This window comes from Pseudomonas sp. BNK-7 (genome assembly GCF_048072025.1).
Classification (GTDB): Bacteria; Pseudomonadota; Gammaproteobacteria; order Pseudomonadales; family Pseudomonadaceae; genus Aquipseudomonas; species Aquipseudomonas danubii.
Genome location: NZ_CP182252.1, coordinates 2,270,662 through 2,288,072 on the forward strand (window position 1 = coordinate 2,270,662; position 17,411 = coordinate 2,288,072).

Annotated in this window: 14 protein-coding genes; 10 read left to right on the forward strand and 4 right to left on the reverse strand. The window is 62.0% G+C overall.

Annotated features, from left to right (window positions below):
- Positions 1 to 49 precede the first annotated feature (49 nt).
- The gene (locus tag ACMGF8_RS10495; protein ID WP_102861301.1) at positions 50 to 463 is read left to right on the forward strand and encodes an acyl-CoA thioesterase; all 414 of its coding nucleotides are present in this window, start codon (positions 50 to 52) and stop codon (positions 461 to 463) included.
- A gap of 57 nt (positions 464 to 520) precedes the next feature.
- Here ACMGF8_RS10495 and ACMGF8_RS10500 read toward each other — a convergent pair whose 3' ends face one another.
- Complete coding sequence (locus ACMGF8_RS10500; RefSeq protein ID WP_207815512.1) at positions 521 to 2,323, reverse strand: cation:proton antiporter; 1,803 nt, start codon at positions 2,321 to 2,323, stop codon at positions 521 to 523.
- A 107-nt stretch (positions 2,324 to 2,430) separates the two neighbouring features.
- On the opposite strand from ACMGF8_RS10500, the gene xerD reads away from it, so the two are divergent.
- The 6 genes from xerD (at position 2,431) to ACMGF8_RS10530 (ending at position 12,226) form a co-directional block, all read left to right on the forward strand.
- Entirely contained in the window at positions 2,431 to 3,327 is an 897-nt protein-coding gene (gene xerD, locus ACMGF8_RS10505; RefSeq protein WP_102861303.1) for a site-specific tyrosine recombinase XerD, read from the forward strand.
- 149 nt (positions 3,328 to 3,476) lie between these two features.
- Positions 3,477 to 4,208: a thioredoxin fold domain-containing protein gene (locus ACMGF8_RS10510; RefSeq protein ID WP_102861304.1), complete on the forward strand. Its 732-nt coding sequence runs from the start codon at positions 3,477 to 3,479 to the stop codon at positions 4,206 to 4,208.
- A 135-nt stretch (positions 4,209 to 4,343) separates the two neighbouring features.
- Complete coding sequence (locus ACMGF8_RS10515; RefSeq protein WP_060842565.1) at positions 4,344 to 5,648, forward strand: homoserine dehydrogenase; 1,305 nt, start codon at positions 4,344 to 4,346, stop codon at positions 5,646 to 5,648.
- Between the two features lie 107 nt (positions 5,649 to 5,755).
- The gene (thrC, locus tag ACMGF8_RS10520) at positions 5,756 to 7,165 is read left to right on the forward strand and encodes a threonine synthase (RefSeq protein ID WP_207167113.1); all 1,410 of its coding nucleotides are present in this window, start codon (positions 5,756 to 5,758) and stop codon (positions 7,163 to 7,165) included.
- Between the two features lie 91 nt (positions 7,166 to 7,256).
- Positions 7,257 to 10,871 (forward strand): ATP-binding protein, encoded by a 3,615-nt coding sequence (locus tag ACMGF8_RS10525; protein WP_207815511.1) that lies wholly within the window; start codon positions 7,257 to 7,259, stop codon positions 10,869 to 10,871.
- Between the two features lie 89 nt (positions 10,872 to 10,960).
- A complete protein-coding gene (locus tag ACMGF8_RS10530) occupies positions 10,961 to 12,226 on the forward strand; it encodes an EAL domain-containing protein (protein WP_102861307.1) in 1,266 nt (421 codons plus the stop codon).
- Positions 12,227 to 12,244: 18 nt separating this feature from the next.
- Here the strand turns inward: ACMGF8_RS10530 and ACMGF8_RS10535 are convergent, their stop codons facing one another.
- Positions 12,245 to 12,898, reverse strand: a complete 654-nt coding sequence (locus ACMGF8_RS10535) for a response regulator transcription factor (protein WP_180988524.1) — start codon at positions 12,896 to 12,898, stop codon at positions 12,245 to 12,247.
- A gap of 218 nt (positions 12,899 to 13,116) precedes the next feature.
- On the opposite strand from ACMGF8_RS10535, the gene ACMGF8_RS10540 reads away from it, so the two are divergent.
- Complete coding sequence (locus tag ACMGF8_RS10540; protein ID WP_102861309.1) at positions 13,117 to 13,404, forward strand: DUF3509 domain-containing protein; 288 nt, start codon at positions 13,117 to 13,119, stop codon at positions 13,402 to 13,404.
- Positions 13,405 to 13,572: 168 nt separating this feature from the next.
- Here the strand turns inward: ACMGF8_RS10540 and ACMGF8_RS10545 are convergent, their stop codons facing one another.
- Both ACMGF8_RS10545 and ACMGF8_RS10550 read right to left on the reverse strand, forming a co-directional pair.
- Positions 13,573 to 14,424 carry a TIGR02285 family protein gene (locus ACMGF8_RS10545; RefSeq protein ID WP_374704511.1) on the reverse strand — a complete coding sequence of 284 codons (852 nt, stop codon included), beginning with the start codon at positions 14,422 to 14,424 and terminating at the stop codon, positions 13,573 to 13,575.
- A gap of 76 nt (positions 14,425 to 14,500) precedes the next feature.
- Positions 14,501 to 15,700, reverse strand: coding sequence for a CaiB/BaiF CoA transferase family protein (locus ACMGF8_RS10550; RefSeq protein ID WP_102861311.1), 1,200 nt, complete (start codon positions 15,698 to 15,700; stop codon positions 14,501 to 14,503).
- Positions 15,701 to 16,018: 318 nt separating this feature from the next.
- On the opposite strand from ACMGF8_RS10550, the gene ACMGF8_RS10555 reads away from it, so the two are divergent.
- Complete coding sequence (locus tag ACMGF8_RS10555) at positions 16,019 to 16,639, forward strand: YjfI family protein (RefSeq protein ID WP_102861312.1); 621 nt, start codon at positions 16,019 to 16,021, stop codon at positions 16,637 to 16,639.
- 15 nt (positions 16,640 to 16,654) lie between these two features.
- The gene (locus ACMGF8_RS10560; RefSeq protein WP_102861313.1) at positions 16,655 to 17,350 is read left to right on the forward strand and encodes a PspA/IM30 family protein; all 696 of its coding nucleotides are present in this window, start codon (positions 16,655 to 16,657) and stop codon (positions 17,348 to 17,350) included.
- Positions 17,351 to 17,411 lie beyond the last annotated feature (61 nt).

Sequence of the window (17,411 nt, forward strand, 5' to 3'; positions counted from 1 at the left end):
TGCCCGCAGCGTGCCCCTGCGCGGATCTATCCATTCAGGCAGTAGTCCGATGACCCTTCGTGAGCAAGAAATCCAGCGTCGTACCGAACTCTCGGTGACCCGTGTGACCAAGGCGGTATTCCCGTCCACCACCAATCATCACAACACCCTGTTCGGCGGCACCGCCCTGGCTTGGATGGACGAAGTGTCGTTTATCGCCGCCACGCGCTTTTGCCGGTTGCCACTGGTGACAGTGTCCACCGACCGTATCGACTTCAATCATCCGATTGCCGCTGGTTCTATTGTCGAGCTGGTAGGGCGGGTGGTGAAGGTGGGCAACACCAGCCTCAAGGTTGAGGTAGAGGTGTTTGTCGAGAGCATGAGTTGCGACGGACGGGAAAAGGCCATTCATGGTCTGTTCAGTTTCGTCGCCATCGATGACGACAAACGTCCGGTGCCGGTGCTTCCGGGATTCGCAGCGTAGGAGCCGGTTTGCCGGCGAAGGCGTTCCTGCGGGCCCCTTCGCCGGCAAACCCGCTTCCTAGAGAGACTCGGGTTGGATCAGTGCCAGCAGGGTCCAGCCAGCCGTCGGCTTGAGGCCGCTTTCCGGGGTGATTACATGCACCCAGCCGTTGCTGTCGCGGGCGAACAGCAGGGTTGCGCGTTCGCCGTGCAAAGTCTGGTAGTCGTTCCAGCCAAAGGCTTCGGTCAGGTGCGTGCTGTACAGCTCTGCGCCTTGGCCCAGCAGGCTGGCCAGCTTGGTGTAGGTCAGGGCCTCGCTGCCCAGTAGCTGGCCGCGATGTTCGTGGCTGGCGCGGTGCTTGTCGGTGCGTCGGCTCTCCTGACTGTTGGCCAGGGCAAAAAGGCGCTGATGGCCAAAGTCGTGTCGAAAGCGCATGGCTGCCAGGGTATTGAGTTCGCCTGAAGGTGAGAGCGCCAGCAAATGCCCCAATCCCACCAGATCCAGATGCGCGTCGGCGTGCTGCGAGGCCGGGTTGCCGAAATAGGTGGGCAGGCCTTCCATGCGTGCTGCACGGATATTCTCCCAACTGGAGTCGGTCAGCAGCACTCGGCTGCCCAGCTGCTGCAAGGCCTTGCCAATGGTGCGTGCCGGGCCATTGGCGCCGACAATCAGGAAGCCGCTGGGAGCGGGCTCCGCGACTTTGAGCAGGCGCGCCAAGGGCCGGGCAGTAGCGCTTTGCAGGACCACGGTGCCGATGATCACGGCAAAGGTCAGTGGCACCAGCAGCAAAGCCCCCTCGTGACCGGCTTCATCCAGGCGGATGGCGAAGATGGCCGACACCGCTGCCGCAACAATCCCCCGTGGCGCAATCCAGGCCAGCAAGGCGCGTTCACGCCAGTTGAGGCTGGAGCCGGCAGTGGACAGCAGCACATTCAGCGGGCGAGCGATGAACTGGATCACCAGCAGCAGGATCAGCACCAGCGGCCCCAGGGCGATCAGTGCCTTGAGGTCCAGGCGCGCTGCCAGCAGGATGAACAGTCCGGAGATCAGCAACACGCTGAGGTTTTCCTTGAAGTGCAGGATGTGTCTTACGTCCACGCCCTTCATGTTGGCCATCCACATGCCCATCAGCGTCACCGCCAGCAGCCCGGATTCGTGCATCACCTGGTTGGACGCGATGAAGATTCCCAGGACTGCGGCCAGGGTCGCCAGGTTGTGCAGGTACTCCGGTAGCCACTGGCGACGCATGATGGTGCCCAGGGCCCAGCCGCCGGCGATGCCGAACAGGCTGCCGCACAGAATCACTCCGCCAAAGGTCAGCAGGCTGTGGCTCAGGCCCTCGCCGGCGGCGCTGGCGATGATGAAGCTGTAGACCACCACCGCCAGCAGGGCGCCGATAGGGTCGATGACGATGCCCTCCCAGCGCAGGATATTGGCGATCGAGGCCTTGGGTCGTACCACTCGCAACATGGGCACGATCACCGTCGGCCCAGTGACCAGCGTCAAGGTGCCGAACAGCAGGGCCAGCATCCAGTCGAAGCCCAGCAGCCAATGGGTGGCCAGGGTGATCACCGCCCAGGTGGACAGCGCGCCGATGGTCACCATGCGGCGCACCACGCTGCCGATTTCACGCCATTCCGAGAGGTGCAGGGTCAGGCTGCCCTCGAACAGGATCAGCGCCACCGCCAGGGACACCAGGGGCATCAGCAGCGGGCCGAACATCTCCTGGGGATCGAGCCAGCCCAGCACTGGACCGGCAAGAATGCCGCTCAGCAGCAGGAACAGAATGGCTGGCAGTTTCAGCCTCCAGGCCAGCCATTGGCAGCCCAGTGCTGCCGCGCCGATGCCGCCGAAGGCCAGCAGAATCTGTTGTTCGCTCATCAATGCACCCTGTTCCTTGAAATGGCTGGCTATGAAAGACTAGCGACCCTCTGCGCAGTTCACTATTTTTTTACGCGTGGCCCCTGGGCCGTGCCTTTCGAGTCTTTATGCCCGCCATCGACCACCCCCTGATCGACCGTTTTCTCGATGCCCTGTGGCTGGAGAAAGGCCTGTCCGACAACACCCGCCATGCCTATCGCAGTGACCTGGCGCTGTTCAACGGCTGGCTGCAGGAGCAGGGGGTGGAGTTGCCGCAGGCCGGACGCGAGCTGATCCTCGATCATTTGGCCTGGCGCGTGGAGCAAGCCTACAAGCCCCGTTCCACGGCCAGATTCCTCTCGGGGGTGCGGGGCTTCTATCGCTATTTGCTGAGAGAAAAACTGATCGAGATCGATCCGACTTTGCAGATCGATATGCCGCAACTGGGGCGCCCGCTGCCCAAGTCCCTGTCGGAGGCCGATGTCGAGGCGTTGCTGGCGGCACCGGATTTGAGCGAGGCCATCGGCCAGCGCGATCGCGCCATGCTGGAGGTGCTCTACGCCTGCGGCCTGCGGGTGACTGAGCTGATCAGCCTGACCCTGGAACAGGTCAACCTGCGCCAGGGCGTGTTGCGGGTCATGGGCAAGGGCAGCAAGGAGCGCCTGGTGCCTATGGGCGAGGAATCGATTGTCTGGGTCGAGCGCTACATGCGTGATGCCCGGGCCGAGCTGCTGGGCGGGCGGCCCAGCGATGTACTGTTTCCCAGCTTGCGTGGCGAGCAGATGACGCGGCAGACCTTCTGGCACCGGATCAAGCACCAGGCCAAGGTCGCCGGGATCGGCAAGGCGCTGTCACCTCACACCCTGCGCCACGCCTTCGCCACGCACTTGCTCAATCACGGGGCCGATCTGCGAGTGGTGCAGATGTTGCTGGGCCACAGTGATCTGTCCACCACCCAGATTTATACCCATGTGGCGCGTGCCCGCCTCCAGGATCTGCACGCCAAGCATCACCCGCGGGGTTGATTTGGCTCCCGGGTGGCGCTTTGCGTCGCCCGTAGTCGGTGCCGGCAAACAGATGTGGTAGGCTTTGCCGGTTTGCAAAACGGGTGTTTGCGGGCCGTTGCCATTGCGACCGCTCCCAGTTGCCCATTTGCCCGCCTTCAGGAGTTCCCATGCGTTTGACCCAGATTTTTGCCGCCGCCTCCCTGGCGTTGCTCAGCACCTTCGCCGTGGCCGATGACAGTGCCGAGAAAGCCATCCGCAAGAGCCTCGAGACGCTGCAGCTCGAAGTGCCGGTGGAGAGCATCACCGCCAGTCCTCTGGCCGGGCTGTACGAGGTCAAGCTCAAGGGCAGTCGCGTGCTTTATGCCAGCGCTGATGGCCAGTTCGTGGTCCAGGGCTATCTGTTCCAGCTCAAGGACGGCAAACCGGTGAACCTGACGGAAAAAACCGAGCGCCTGGGCATTTCCAAGTTGATCAACGGCATTCCGGTCGCAGAAACTGTGGTCTATCCGGCCATCGGCGAGACCAAGACCCACATCACCGTATTTACCGACACCACCTGCCCGTACTGCCACAAGCTGCACGCGGAAATACCGGCACTGAACAAGCAGGGTGTGGAAGTGCGCTATGTAGCGTTCCCGCGTCAGGGCCTGGGTTCGCCGGGTGACGAACAGCTGCAGGCAGTCTGGTGTTCGGCGGACAAGAAAGCCGCCATGGACAAGATGGTCGACGGCAAGGAAATCAAGGCCGCCAAGTGCGATAACCCGGTGTCCAAGCAATTCGCCCTGGGTCAGTCGATCGGCGTCAATGGCACGCCGGCCATCGTCCTGGCTGATGGCCAAGTCATTCCCGGCTACCAGCCGGCACCGCAGATCGCCAAACTGGCCCTGGGTGCGAAATAATCCTGCATCGTCACGCTAGCCTTTGACGATCATGCTCCTCCGGTTGCAACCGAAGGGGCATTAATAGAGAGCCGTGCTGTTTGCGGCTGTTTTCCACGGCCGGCCTTGAGTCGGCCGTTTTATGGGGAGTTCAGAGTGAATCCGGTCAAAGTAGGCATCTGTGGGCTGGGTACTGTCGGTGGCGGTACCCTAAACGTACTTCAGCGCAACGCCGAGGAGATTGCCCGCCGTGCCGGGCGTGGAATCGAAGTAGCGCAAATTGCTACCCGTACGCCAAAGCCTCAGTTCCAGACGACCGGTATTGCGATTACCAACGATGTCTTCGCCGTGGCCACCAACCCTGAAATCGATATCGTTATCGAGCTGGTGGGCGGCTATACCGTGGCCCGTGAGTTGGTGCTCAAGGCCATCGAGAATGGCAAGCATGTGGTTACCGCGAACAAGGCGCTGATTGCCGTCCACGGTAACGAGATTTTCGCCAAGGCCCAGGAGAAGGGCGTGATCGTGGCCTTCGAAGCCGCCGTGGCCGGTGGCATTCCGGTGATCAAGGCGATCCGCGAAGGGCTCTCGGCCAACCGCATCAACTGGCTGGCGGGGATCATCAACGGCACCGGCAACTTCATCCTCTCGGAAATGCGCGAGAAGGGTCGTACCTTCGAAGACGTGCTGGCTGAAGCCCAGGCCCTGGGTTATGCCGAAGCCGATCCGACCTTCGACGTTGAAGGTATCGACGCCGCGCACAAGCTGACCATCCTGGCGTCCATCGCCTTTGGTATCCCGCTGCAGTTCGACAAGGCCTACACCGAAGGCATCACCAAGCTGACCACGGCCGACGTGAACTACGCCGAAGCCCTGGGCTACCGCATCAAGCACCTGGGTGTGGCGCGCCGCACCGAGGCCGGCATCGAGCTGCGGGTGCACCCGACCCTGATCCCGGCCGACCGCCTGATCGCCAACGTCAACGGCGTGATGAACGCGGTGATGGTCAATGGCGACGCTGCCGGTTCGACCCTGTTCTACGGCGCTGGCGCCGGCATGGAGCCGACCGCTTCCTCGGTAGTGGCCGATCTGGTGGACGTGGTTCGCGCCATGACCAGCGATCCGGAAAACCGCGTGCCGCACCTGGCCTTCCAGCCTGATTCCCTGTCCGATCACCCGATCCTGCCGATCGAGTCCTGCGAAAGCGCCTACTACCTGCGCATCCAGGCCAAGGATCACCCGGGCGTACTGGCCCAGGTGGCGAGCATTCTTTCCGAGCGCGGCATCAACATCGAATCGATCATGCAGAAGGAAGTGGAAGAACAGGATGGCCTGGTGCCGATGATCCTGCTGACCCACCGCGTTCTGGAGCAGCACATCAACGATGCGATTACCGCGTTGGAGGCCCTGCAGGGCGTCGTCGGCCCAGTGGTCCGTATCCGCGTCGAACATTTGAATTAATGAAGCAGCCGCAAGTGGCGAGCGGCAAGCGCCAAGTCAGAAGCTGATGTGCTTTGACTTGAGGCTTGAAGCTTGCGGCTTGAGGCTCAAACCGAAGGTTTGTCCCCATGCGCTATATCAGTACTCGTGGCCAGGCACCGGCCCTGAATTTCGAAGATGTGCTGCTGGCCGGTCTGGCCAGTGATGGCGGTCTCTATGTGCCGGAGAACCTGCCGCGCTTTACCCAGGAAGAAATCGCTTCCTGGGCCGGCCTGCCGTATCACGAGCTGGCGTTCCGGGTCATGCGCCCGTTCGTCACCGGCAGCATTCCGGATGCCGACTTCAAGAAGATCCTGGAAGAAACCTACGCGGCCTTCTCTCACAACGCCATTGCCCCGCTGCGTCAGCTGAACGGCAATGAGTGGGTGCTGGAGCTGTTCCACGGCCCGACCCTGGCGTTCAAGGACTTCGCCCTGCAACTGCTGGGGCGCCTGCTGGACTACGTGCTGGAGAAGCGCGGCGAGCGCGTGGTGATCATTGGCGCCACTTCCGGTGACACCGGTTCGGCGGCCATTGAAGGCTGCAAGCGTTGCGACAACGTCGACATCTTCATCCTGCATCCGCACAACCGTGTCTCGGAAGTGCAGCGCCGGCAGATGACCACTATCCTCGGCGAGAACATCCACAACATCGCCATCGAAGGCAACTTCGACGACTGCCAGGAAATGGTCAAGGCCAGTTTCGCCGACCAGGGCTTCCTCAAGGGCACCCGTCTGGTGGCGGTGAACTCGATCAACTGGGCGCGGATCATGGCCCAGATCGTCTACTACTTCCACGCGGCCCTGCAGTTGGGCGGCCCGGCGCGCTCCATCGCGTTCTCGGTGCCCACCGGCAACTTCGGTGACATCTTCGCCGGCTACCTGGCACGCAACATGGGCCTGCCCATCAGCCAGCTGATCGTCGCCACCAACCGCAACGACATCCTGCACCGTTTCATGAGCGGCAATCAGTACGTCAAGGAAACCCTGCACGCGACCCTGTCGCCGTCCATGGACATCATGGTCTCGTCGAACTTCGAGCGCCTGCTGTTCGACCTGCACGGTCGCAATGGCGCGGCGCTGGCGGGGTTGATGGAGAGCTTCAAGCAAGGCGGCGGTTTCAGCGTCGAAGAGGATCGCTGGAGCGAAGCGCGCAAGCTGTTCGACTCCCTGGCGGTGAACGACGAGCAGACCTGCGAGACCATCGCCGAAGTCTTCGAGCAGACCGGCGAGGTGCTCGACCCGCATACCGCGATTGGCGTCAAGGCCGCCCGTGAGTGCCGTCGCAGCCTGGATACACCGATGGTGATCCTGGGCACGGCGCACCCGGTCAAGTTCCCGGACGCGGTGGAGAAGGCCGGTATCGGCAAGGCTCTGGAACTGCCGGCGCACCTGTCCGACCTGTTCCAGCGCGAAGAACGCTGCACGGTCCTGGCCAATGACCTGAAAGCGGTGCAGGCTTTTGTCAGCCAGCACGGCAATCGTGGCAAGCCACTCTGATCCCTTGGTCTTGTCGTCCACGAAGCCCGTCTCCTGACGGGCTTTGTTTTTTCATGCGCAAGCTTGGCCCGCCAGGGGCAGGGAGGCCCGGATGATGCTTCGTCAAACGTACAGGGTAGGGCGCGTTCTGGGCCTGCTAGTGGCGAGCCTGCTGGCCTGGGCCGTGCTCTGGGGTGTCGCGCTGGCCGGCACGGCGAAGAACCTGCCCTTCAAGCTGGTGCCGGCGTTCGCCGATCTGCAGCCTCTGGCCTTGGCGCCTGCCGAACAGCAATGGTTGGCGAGGCATCCGCGCCTGAGGGTGGGGATCGCCATTGATGACTACCAGCCCATCGACATCACCCGTGACCGCAATCGCTATCAGGGCATCAGCGCCGATTACCTCGGTCTGGTGGGCGAGCGATTGGACGTGACAATGGAAGTCCTGGGGTTTTCCGAGCGCGAGCAGGCGGTCGAAGCGCTGCGTAACGGCACCATCGATGTGCTGACCAGCGCCAATGGCTATGAGCGCGGCCTTTCGGGGCTGCGCTTCACCAGCGACTACATGCCCGACAGGGCGGTGGTGGTGGTGCGCCGCGACGGGTCGAGCCCCAGTGATGATCTGGCCGGCAAGAAACTGGTGTTGTTGGACGGTTATGCCAACGCCGAACAGGTGCATGCGGCGTATCCGAACAGTCAGATCATGCTCTCGCCCAATCTTTACAGCGGCCTGGAGGCATTGAACCAGGGCGACGCCGACGCCTTCATCGGTAATGAGATCATCGTGCGTGCCTACAAGGCCCTGCGCCCTTACCTGGCGGTGCGGATTCAGGATGAAAGCCGTTTGCCGCCGACGGGCTTCGCTTTTGCCACCCGTGATGACAACGCCCTGCTGGCAGGCCTGCTGGAGCAGGCACTGCAGAGCATTGACGAATCCCTGCAGCGGGAAATACAGGCGCGCTGGACCACCGGCCTGGGGGCGAATATCTCCGGTGAGCGGATCGAGCTCAGTGCCGAGGAGCAGGCCTGGATTCTCCAGCATCCCCACGTGATGGTTGCCTCCCAGCAATATCCGCCCCATGTGTTCAAGGACAAGGAGGGGCGCTGGGCCGGTCTGAACATCGACCTGCTCAACCGTATCTCGCGCATGACCGGCCTGCATTTTGTGCACAAGGAGAGCCTTTCCACAGCGCAGACCCTGGAGTGGCTGGAGAGTGGGCAGGCGCAGATGACTTCTACCCTCACGGCCAGTGAGGACCGGCGGTTGTTCCTGAATTTCTCCCATGCCTTCGGTGGTGCCGCCTGGGTCTTTGTCGTGCGTCCCGAGGATCGCCGCCTGAGCAGCCTGGAGCAGATGGCCGGTGAGGTGCTGGCGTTGCCGGCGCGGCACACCCTTGAGAGCTACATCCGGCGCTACTATCCCGATATTCGGCTGCGCAGTGTCGACAGCTATGAGCAAGCCCGGGCCCTGGTCAGCAGTGGTGAAGCCATGGCCACCATTCAGAACGAGGTCCAGGTCCAGGCGCTGGGGTTGGGGCCCGCTGACGATGGATTGCGGGTGGGGCGCAGCGTCGAAGGTACCTGGTCGGCCGACGAGTTTTCCGTGCGCAAGGATCAACCCGAGCTGCTGAGTATCCTCAACAAGTCGCTGGAGGCGCTGCCCGTGGCGGAGCTTAGCGCCATCCGTCTCAAGTGGCTGGGGGCCACGCCGGTGCCGATGCCGGTCTGGCAGCGGGTGCCGACCTGGGTGTACTGGGCCATTTCCACCGCGCTGCTGTTCGGTCTGATTTCCCTGGCCTGGAGCAGTCGGCTCAAGCTGCAGATTCAGCAGCGATTGCAAGCCGAGCAACGGCTCAACGATCAGTTGGTGTTCATGCGGGCCCTGCTTGACGGCATCCCCAACCCGATCTTTGTCCGTGATCTGCAAGGGCGCCTGATCACCTGCAACAAGAGTTATGAACAGCAGTTGGGGACGAGCCTGGAACAGATTCGGGGGCGACAACTGACAGAGCTGGATCTGCTGCCTGCAGCCACCGCGCGCCAGCTGCATGGCGAGATCATGCAGTTGCTGGCGTCCGAGGAGTCGGTATTCGCCGACCGCCAGGTGCAGACGCGCAACGGATCGATCCACGCCTATCAATGGACGGTGCCGTTCTACAGTGCCGAGGGCCGTCTGCAGGGCTTGCTGGGTGGCTGGATCGATATCACCGAGCGCAAGCGTCTGGAGAACCAGTTGGTACAAGCGCGTCAGTCCGCCGACCAGGCCAATGCCGCCAAGAGTGCTTTTCTCTCCACCATGAGTCATGAGATCCGCACGCCGATGACCGCCATCGTTGGCTTGCTGGAACTGGAGAAAGAGCAGGCCAGGGTGCGTGGCGCGCCTTTTTCCGAGGCTCTGCGGGTGGCTTATCAGTCTGCCCAGGAGTTGATCAGCCTGATGGGGGACAGCCTTGATCTGGCCAAGATCGAGGCCGGCCATATGCAGCTGGTGCCGCAGGTCACCGCCCTCAAGCCTTTTTTCGACAGCGTCCGGCAGCTCTTCGAAGTGACTGCGCGCAACCAGGGCGTGCATTTGCAGCTGGTCTTCCACGAGGAAGCCCGGGGGCGTTATCTCTTTGATCCGTTGCGCTTGCGCCAGGTGCTGCACAACCTGTTGAGCAACGCCTTGAAGTTCACCGCTGAAGGTGAAGTGCGGGTGACGGTGGAGCGCCAGCCGGATGAGTCCGGTATCCCGTGTCTGCGTATCAGCGTCGCGGATACCGGCCCGGGAATCAGTGCCGAGCAGCAAGCGAGGATATTCACGCCCTTTGTCCAGGCCGATGCCATGACCTCTTCAACCTATGGCGGCACCGGGCTGGGTCTGAGCATCTGCCGGCAGTTGATCGAGTTGATGGGCGGGCGCATTCACCTGCTGAGTGAGCCAGGAGCCGGAACCGTTGTTGTCATCGAGCTGTATCTGGAGCGGGTCAGCGAGGATCTCGATCCGCAAGTCTCGCCGCCTGCCGAGCGTCCGCCGAGCCGCAGCATCGAAGTGCTGGTGGTGGATGACTTGAGCGCCAACCGCATGGTCCTGAGCCAGCAGCTGATGTTTCTCGGGCATCGGGTCGTGGCCTGTGACAACGCCCGTGAGGCGTTGCAGCGCTGGCGCTCCGGGACCTTTGATGTGCTGATGACCGATTGCAACATGCCGGGCATGAGTGGCTACGCCCTGACCGAGGCCATCCGCCAGATCGAGGCGCAGGAAGGGCGTTCGCCCTGCCCGGTGATCGGTTGCACGGCCAACGCGTTCGAAGACGAGCGCGAGCGTTGTGAGCGCGCCGGCATGGATCAGTTGCTGGTCAAGCCGGTGACCCTGGATCAGTTGGCCCAGTCTCTGGCCCGTTTCCTGCCGTCGCCATCCTTCAACATCCAGACCTTGCGCGGCATGACCCAGGCCGACGAACACGTGTTGCAGCGCATGTTGCAGGAGCTGTTGCGTAACCTTGCCCAAGAGCAGCAAGCGCTGGAAGAGGCTTTGGCGGTGCTGGATTGGGAGCGCCTGAGAGGCACCTTGCATCGGCTCAAGGGTGTGTGCTGCCTGATCGACGCCTTGCCCCTGGCCAAGGCCTGTATCGAGCTGGAGGTGCTGGTCAAGGAGCGCCAGGAGCAGGCGCTGGGCCGTCAATGGCCGCTGCTGCTTGAGGTCATGGGGATTTTACGCAGCGATATTCAGATGGCTCTGGACGAATAAGACTTGTCCTATGTGTGATTAGGACTTGTCTGATTACCGTATCGGCCCGTAGTGGACTGTTCCCACCTGCGCCGATCGGAGGTTGCCCCATGCATTCGCTAAAAGTGCTGATTCTCGAAGACAACTCGTTCCAATTGATGGCCTTGCACCAGATGCTCAACGCCAATGGTGTCTTCAACGTGCTGACCGCCGAGAACCAGCAGTCCGCGCGGCGCTCGCTGGACAGCAAGGGGCCGGTGGATATCGCCATCTGCGATCTGTACCTGGAGCAGACCGATGGCCTGGAGTTGATCCGCGAACTGGCCCAGCAGCAACTGGCCAAGGCCCTGATCATTCTCAGCGACGCAGAGCCGGATGTCCTTGAAGGTACAGCCGGCATGGCTCGCGAGTTGGGCTTGAAAGTGCTCGCGTGCTTGCCCAAGCCGGCTTCGGCTGCTGTGCTCGGCGACTTGCTCTGTGCCTATCAACAGCACGCCAGGGCAGCCGGCCCCGAACTGAACCAGACATTGCTCCGGGACTTGCTGGGCCTTGAGCCCTTTGTCTTCGAGGACGTGACTCAGGATGAGGGGCTTGCGGCGGTGCTGGGTTGTGGGGTTGCGCATTTTCAGCCGGTCATCCATGAGCATGGCGAGCTTCAAGGTGTCGAGGCGCTAGCACGCTGGCAGCATCCTGAGCGGGGCCTGCTGATGCCCGGCGAATTTCTTCCGCTGATCGAGTTCGCCGGCCTGCAAGAGGTCTTCACCTGGCACATGCTGGAGCAGGCACTGGAACTGGTGGCCGGGGTGAAACTGGTGCTGGGCTACTGGCTGCCGGTTGCCGTGAACATTCCCACCGGCATCCTCGAGCGGCCGTTGTTCCCCCGTCAGTTGGAGGCGTTGCTGAGGCGCTTCGAAGTGCCGGCCCGGATGCTGACCCTGGAAGTCATCGACACCACACAACTGCAGACCGATACCGCCCATGTGGAGGCGCTGCTGCGCCTGCGGATGATTGGTTGCAAGTTGTCCATCGGCGATTTCGGCACCGGTGGAACCAGCCTGCAGCGCTTGCTGGAGTTGCCGTTCACCGAGCTGAAGATCCCTCCGGTGTTTGTCGCCGGCATGGCCGCGGATGAGCGCAAGCGGGCGCTGGTCGGCGGTGCGATGAACATGGCGCGACGCATGTCCCTGGGGGTGGTGGTGACCGGTATCGAGACCGAGTCCGACTGTGTGGCGGCCAGGGGCCTGGGGGCGGCTCATCTGCAGGGTTGTTTCATCGCCCCGCCGATGAGCGCCGCCCAGATGCGCCAATGGCTGGCCGAGACCCCAGGCGTGGGCAGCAATGGCCTGGATGGGCAGGCTGCCGGTCTGTGTGCTTAAGGTCGCTGCCCGTAGCGCCTAGGACAGCCCGTGTTCCTGGACATAGATGTACAGCGCGGCTTCGCTGGCCAGGCCCAGTTTGCGCATGGCGCTGACTTTCTGTGCGCTGACCGTCTGTTTGCTGCGGTTGAGCTGAGTGGCGATGGTTCCCACTGCATGGCCGGCGGCCAGCAGGCGGATCACTTCCAGTTCCCGGGGCGACAACTGATCCTTGGAGACCAGTCGATCCGGTCCCACTTCACCGGCAAGGCTCAATGCTCGCTTGATGGCCTGGGCCACATAGCGTTTGTGCTGTCGCGCATGGGCAATGGCTGACGGCAGTTCATCGGCCAGGCTGGCCTTGCTCAGCAACCCCATCACCCCCAGGTCGAGGATCGAGCGAAACAGCCCGGCGTGATTGAGCATGGTCACCACCACGATGGGCAGGTCGGGATGATGCCGGCGCAATTGCTCGATCAGGCGCAGGCCGTCGTTCTGCTGCTCCTCGGGCATCATGAAGTCCGTGACCAGCACGTCGCACTCGACTTCCTGCATCAGCTGGCTCAGGGCAGAAGGCGAGCGGGCTTCACCGACAATGGCCAGGCTGTCGTCCTGCTCCAGCACGGCACGCAAGCCAATCAGGAAGATCGGATGATCGTCGGCAAGGATGATGCGCAATTTGTTGTTCGACATTGCTTTCAAAGCTTGGGCTCCAATGCAACGGCGGCGTGGTTTGCGCCTGGTCGGCCGTTTTATATCTGTCATGTTACCCGTGCATGCTCGAATGACTCAGGTCGGCAGCAGTAGGTGTGGCGAACTTTCTTCTCTGAGCGATGGTCACTTGAATGTCAGAAAGCTACCGGCATTTTTGTTTTCGAACCTCTAATTCGAGCTATTGAGTGGTGATCTAGATGGAAAGTATCAGTCTTTTGTTGAGCGAGTCGCTGAGTCCGTACCAGGTCACACTGACGCCTTGCGGCGGCCATGGCGAATGCCTGGTGACCCTGAAGAACGCGGCTGGCGCCATGGTCTTGGAGCGTGAGGTCAATCAGGCCCAGCTCACCGACAAGCGCCTGCTTACCGACGTAGTCGATGGTCTGCACCGTGACGTGCTGATCGCCGAAGGCCGGCTGGAACCCTGTGTGATCGCCGCGTTGCGCCATGCAGCTGAAGGCAAGGTGTTCGATCAGCGCAACTGATGCAAATTTTTGCGGAACCTTCCTGTCACCCGGTCAGTCAGACTCAGTATCAGCAGGATCAGGCATTGTGCTCCGGTGCTTGTAGCCGGCTGATACCGGTCGTCAAAGACCGCGTTTAACCCCGAGTCGTCTCCCCACTTCTCGGGGTTTCTTTTTGCCCGGGATTTGTCAGTGGTCGTGCAGATCGCGGAAATAGGCCCGGGCGTCGGCACGGTATGGGTCGCGCATCTCCGGCTCCAGCCAGGCGGCATACAGCTCAACCAGGCGATCCTCACGCAGCTTGAGCAGGGCCTGGTTGATCCGGGCTATGGCTTGTCGCCCTTGGGCGGTCTTGCTGCAGCCGATATGGATCTCCTGATACTGCTGGGTGCCCTGGATCGGATAGAACTCCAGCTCCTGCGGGTCCATGCCTTGCTGCATTGCCTGGTAGCGAATTTCCGGCCAGTAGCCCAGCAACACACGCAGGCGCCCCAGGCGCTGCATCTGCAACAGGCTGCCCAGGGCGTCGTTGCCGTGGTGGGCATTGACCGAGTCCGCGGGGGCTGCTTGCAGCAGGTTATCGACTTGCTGGCCATAGCTGCGCTCGGCAACCACTCCGACTTTTTCCTGGCCGCTGGCGAGCAGGGCGCGCAGATCGACCTTGCCCTCCCGGACGAACGGGGTCAGGTGTTCATGGTCGGCGCGGCGGATCACCAGGCCATTGCTCAGGACTCGGAAGCTGGTGATGGAGAAGGTCACCCACTGTTCGCGCTCCTTGTTCATGATCAGCGACGGGTCGCAGACGAAGGTCGGCTCGCGCAGCATCTGCAAGCCCCGGGCGCGATTGACCCGCACTATCTGTTGTGGGTACTCCGGCAGGCTGGCGATCAGTTGCGGCATCAGCAGGTCGATGACCCCTTGTCCTTTCTGCTCGCCCTCGAAAATGCTCAGCGGCGGCAGGTCTCGCAGCAGCCAGAACAGCGTCTCCTTGGGTTCGCTGGAGGCGTTCGGCAGCCACAGCAGGGCGAGCAGAAACGTCACGCAGCACCTAAGGCGACGGCGTAGGAAGGGTGGATGGGCGCCGGACAGGGCGCTGATGGAAAACCGGTTTTTCAGCTTAGATCGCCCCAGAGTTGCGCAAGTGTTGGATCTGTTCGCTGCTGTAGCCCAGGCTCGCCAGGACTTCTGTCGAATGCTCGCCGAGCTCGGGGCCGACCCAGTCCGCGGAGCCGGGCGTCTCAGAGAGTTTCGGCACGATGCCGGGCATCTTGAAGGGCTTGCCGTCGGGCAGTTTGGCCTGGAGGAACATTTCCCGAGCGAGGAACTGCGGGTCGTGGAACATGTCCTCGGCGCTGAAGATCCGGCTCGCCGGGACGTCAGCCTGATTCAGCTGCTGCAGTACCTGGTCCAGGGGCAGGGAGGCCACCCAGCGGTCGATCACGCCATAGAGTTCATCGCGGCGGGTATCGCGTCCGTCGTTGCTGGCCAGGGCGGGATCGTTGGCCAGGTCGTCGCGACCGATAAGCAGCATGAAGCGCTTGAAGATCGCATCGCCGTTGGCGCCGATCTGCACATGCTTGCCATCGGCGCTGGTGTGGATCGAAGACGGGGTAATGCCGGGCATGATGTTGCCGCTGCGCTCGCGGATAAAACCGAACACGTCGAACTCCGGAACCATGCTTTCCATCATGGCGAAGATCGCCTCATACAGCGCCACGTCCACCACTTGCCCCTGGCCGCCGTTGACCTCGCGATGACGCAGGGCCATCAGCGCGCCGATCACGCCCCACAGGGCCGCGATGGAGTCGCCGATGGAAATCCCGGTGCGTACCGGCGGACGATCCTCGAAGCCGGTGATATAGCGCAGGCCGCCCATGGACTCGCCCACGGCGCCGAAGCCCGGCTGGTCCTTCATCGGGCCGGTCTGGCCGAAGCCCGACAGGCGCACCATCACCAGTTTGGGGTTGAGGGCGTGCAACACGTCCCAGCCCAGGCCGAGCTTTTCCAGGACCCCGGGGCGGAAGTTTTCGATCAGGATGTCGGCTTCGGCCAGCAGTTGCTTGAGCACCGCCAAGCCTTCGGGATGCTTGAGGTTCAGGGTCAGGGATTTCTTGTTGCGGGCCTGGACGAACCACCACAGCGAAGTGCCTTCATACAGCTTGCGCCACTTGCGCAGCGGATCGCCGCCGTCCGGAGACTCGACCTTGATCACCTCGGCACCGAACTCGGCGCAGATGCGCGAGGCGAAGGGGCCGGCGATCAAGGTGCCGAGTTCGATCACTTTCAATCCGGCGAGGGGCTTGCTGAGGCTGTTCATGGGGCATCCGCTGGGCAGGAAAATCCGCCTAGCCTAGACCATTGGTTGCCATTAAGGCAGCGCTGGACGGTGGCCTTCATTCATTATTTTCAGGTCGATGGCGGGATAATTGTGCTTCTCATTCTCTTGGGTGGCGGGTTTAATGGCGCCTTTCATGAGAAGGGCGGTTGCAAATCCTTCGATCTGGTCTATGCCCCGTGACAGGTTCGACGTTTTGTTCCGAGTGGGTCGATAGAAAACTATTGTTACAAATACCTCATTAAAAAATTACATGTGATGAATTGAAAGTCTTACATGTGATGCTCTAGTCTGTGCGCCATGGAAAACAAATCCTCAGCCCATTACCAACGTTTATTCCGCCAGCGCCTGCGTGATCAGGGCTTGGTGAAAAAGGAAGTCTGGATACTGCCCGAGAACGCCCAGGCGTTGCTGGCGGTTGAACGCAAACTGCGTCAGCCCTTTGACGGGCTGGCTCCTGTGGAAAAGGATGGAGAAATGAGCATGCCGCAGATCTGGAATGCCCGATCGCTGTGCCAGGCCCTGATGGCCACCGAGTTGTTCAGCAGCGGCGAAGCCAGCATTGAACTGCTTGAAGGCGCCGAACCGAGCTTGCACGTGACCATGCGCGAATACGGCGACCTGCCGCTGTTTGTCGCCCTGTCCGGCGAGCAGATCCTGGTCGAAGCCCTGCTCTGGCCGCAAAGCGAAGTCACCGATGTGCAAGCCTTCAATGAAGAAGTGCTGCTCAGCCGCCAGTTGTTCCCGCTGTCGAGCATCGGCCTGGAAACCGGCTTGGGCGGCGAGCGCTTCTACATGATGTTCGGTGCGCTCAGCGCCACCTCGATCCTCTCCAACGTGCTTTACGAGATCGAAACCCTGGCCAGCAACGTGATCAGGGCTACCGAGGCCTATGAAGGCTACCTGAAGGCTCAGGCCTGACCTGGAGGAATGCACATGAACGTATGGAGCAAGTTGCTTACCGCCCTGCGCGGTGGCGCCAATGAGGCGGGCGAAGCCATGGTGGACAGCCAGGCCCTGAGGATTCTCGATCAGGAAATCCGCGACGCCGACCAGGAACTGCGCAAGTCCAAGGAAGCCCTGGCCGAAATCATGGCCCGGCAGAAACTCGCCGCCGAGCGCGCCAATGGCAGCGCGGCGAAGATCGCCGAGTATGAAAGCTACGCCCTCAAGGCCCTGGAAGCGGGTAATGAAAATCTTGCCCAGGAAGTGGCGCAGAAGATCGCCAATCTGGAAAATGACCTGGCGGTCGAGCGCGAGCAGGCCGATGGCTTTGCCGCCAGCGTGGCCCAATTGCGCAAGGCTGTGACCCAGGCCGAAGGCAATATCAAACATCTGAAACAACAGGTGGATACCGTCAAGGCCACCGAGAGCGTGCAGAAGGCTCAGCAGGCCGTGGCCCAGCGCTACGGTGGCTCGCAGAGCAAGCTGCACACCGCGGTGGAGTCCCTGGAGCGGATCAAGCAGAAGCAGGCCGAGCGTGCGGCGAAGATGGAAGCCGCAGCGGAGCTGGCCAGCACCAGCAACCCCGACGATGCCCTGGACGCCAAGTTGCGCGAGGCCGGGATCGTCGCCGGCAGCACCAGCGCCGACAGCGTGCTGGCGCGCCTCAAGGATCGCAACAAGTCCTGATTCATCGTTGTGTTGTAGGGGCGGGGCCGATGGGCCTTGCCCGGCTTTTTCAGGGATAGGA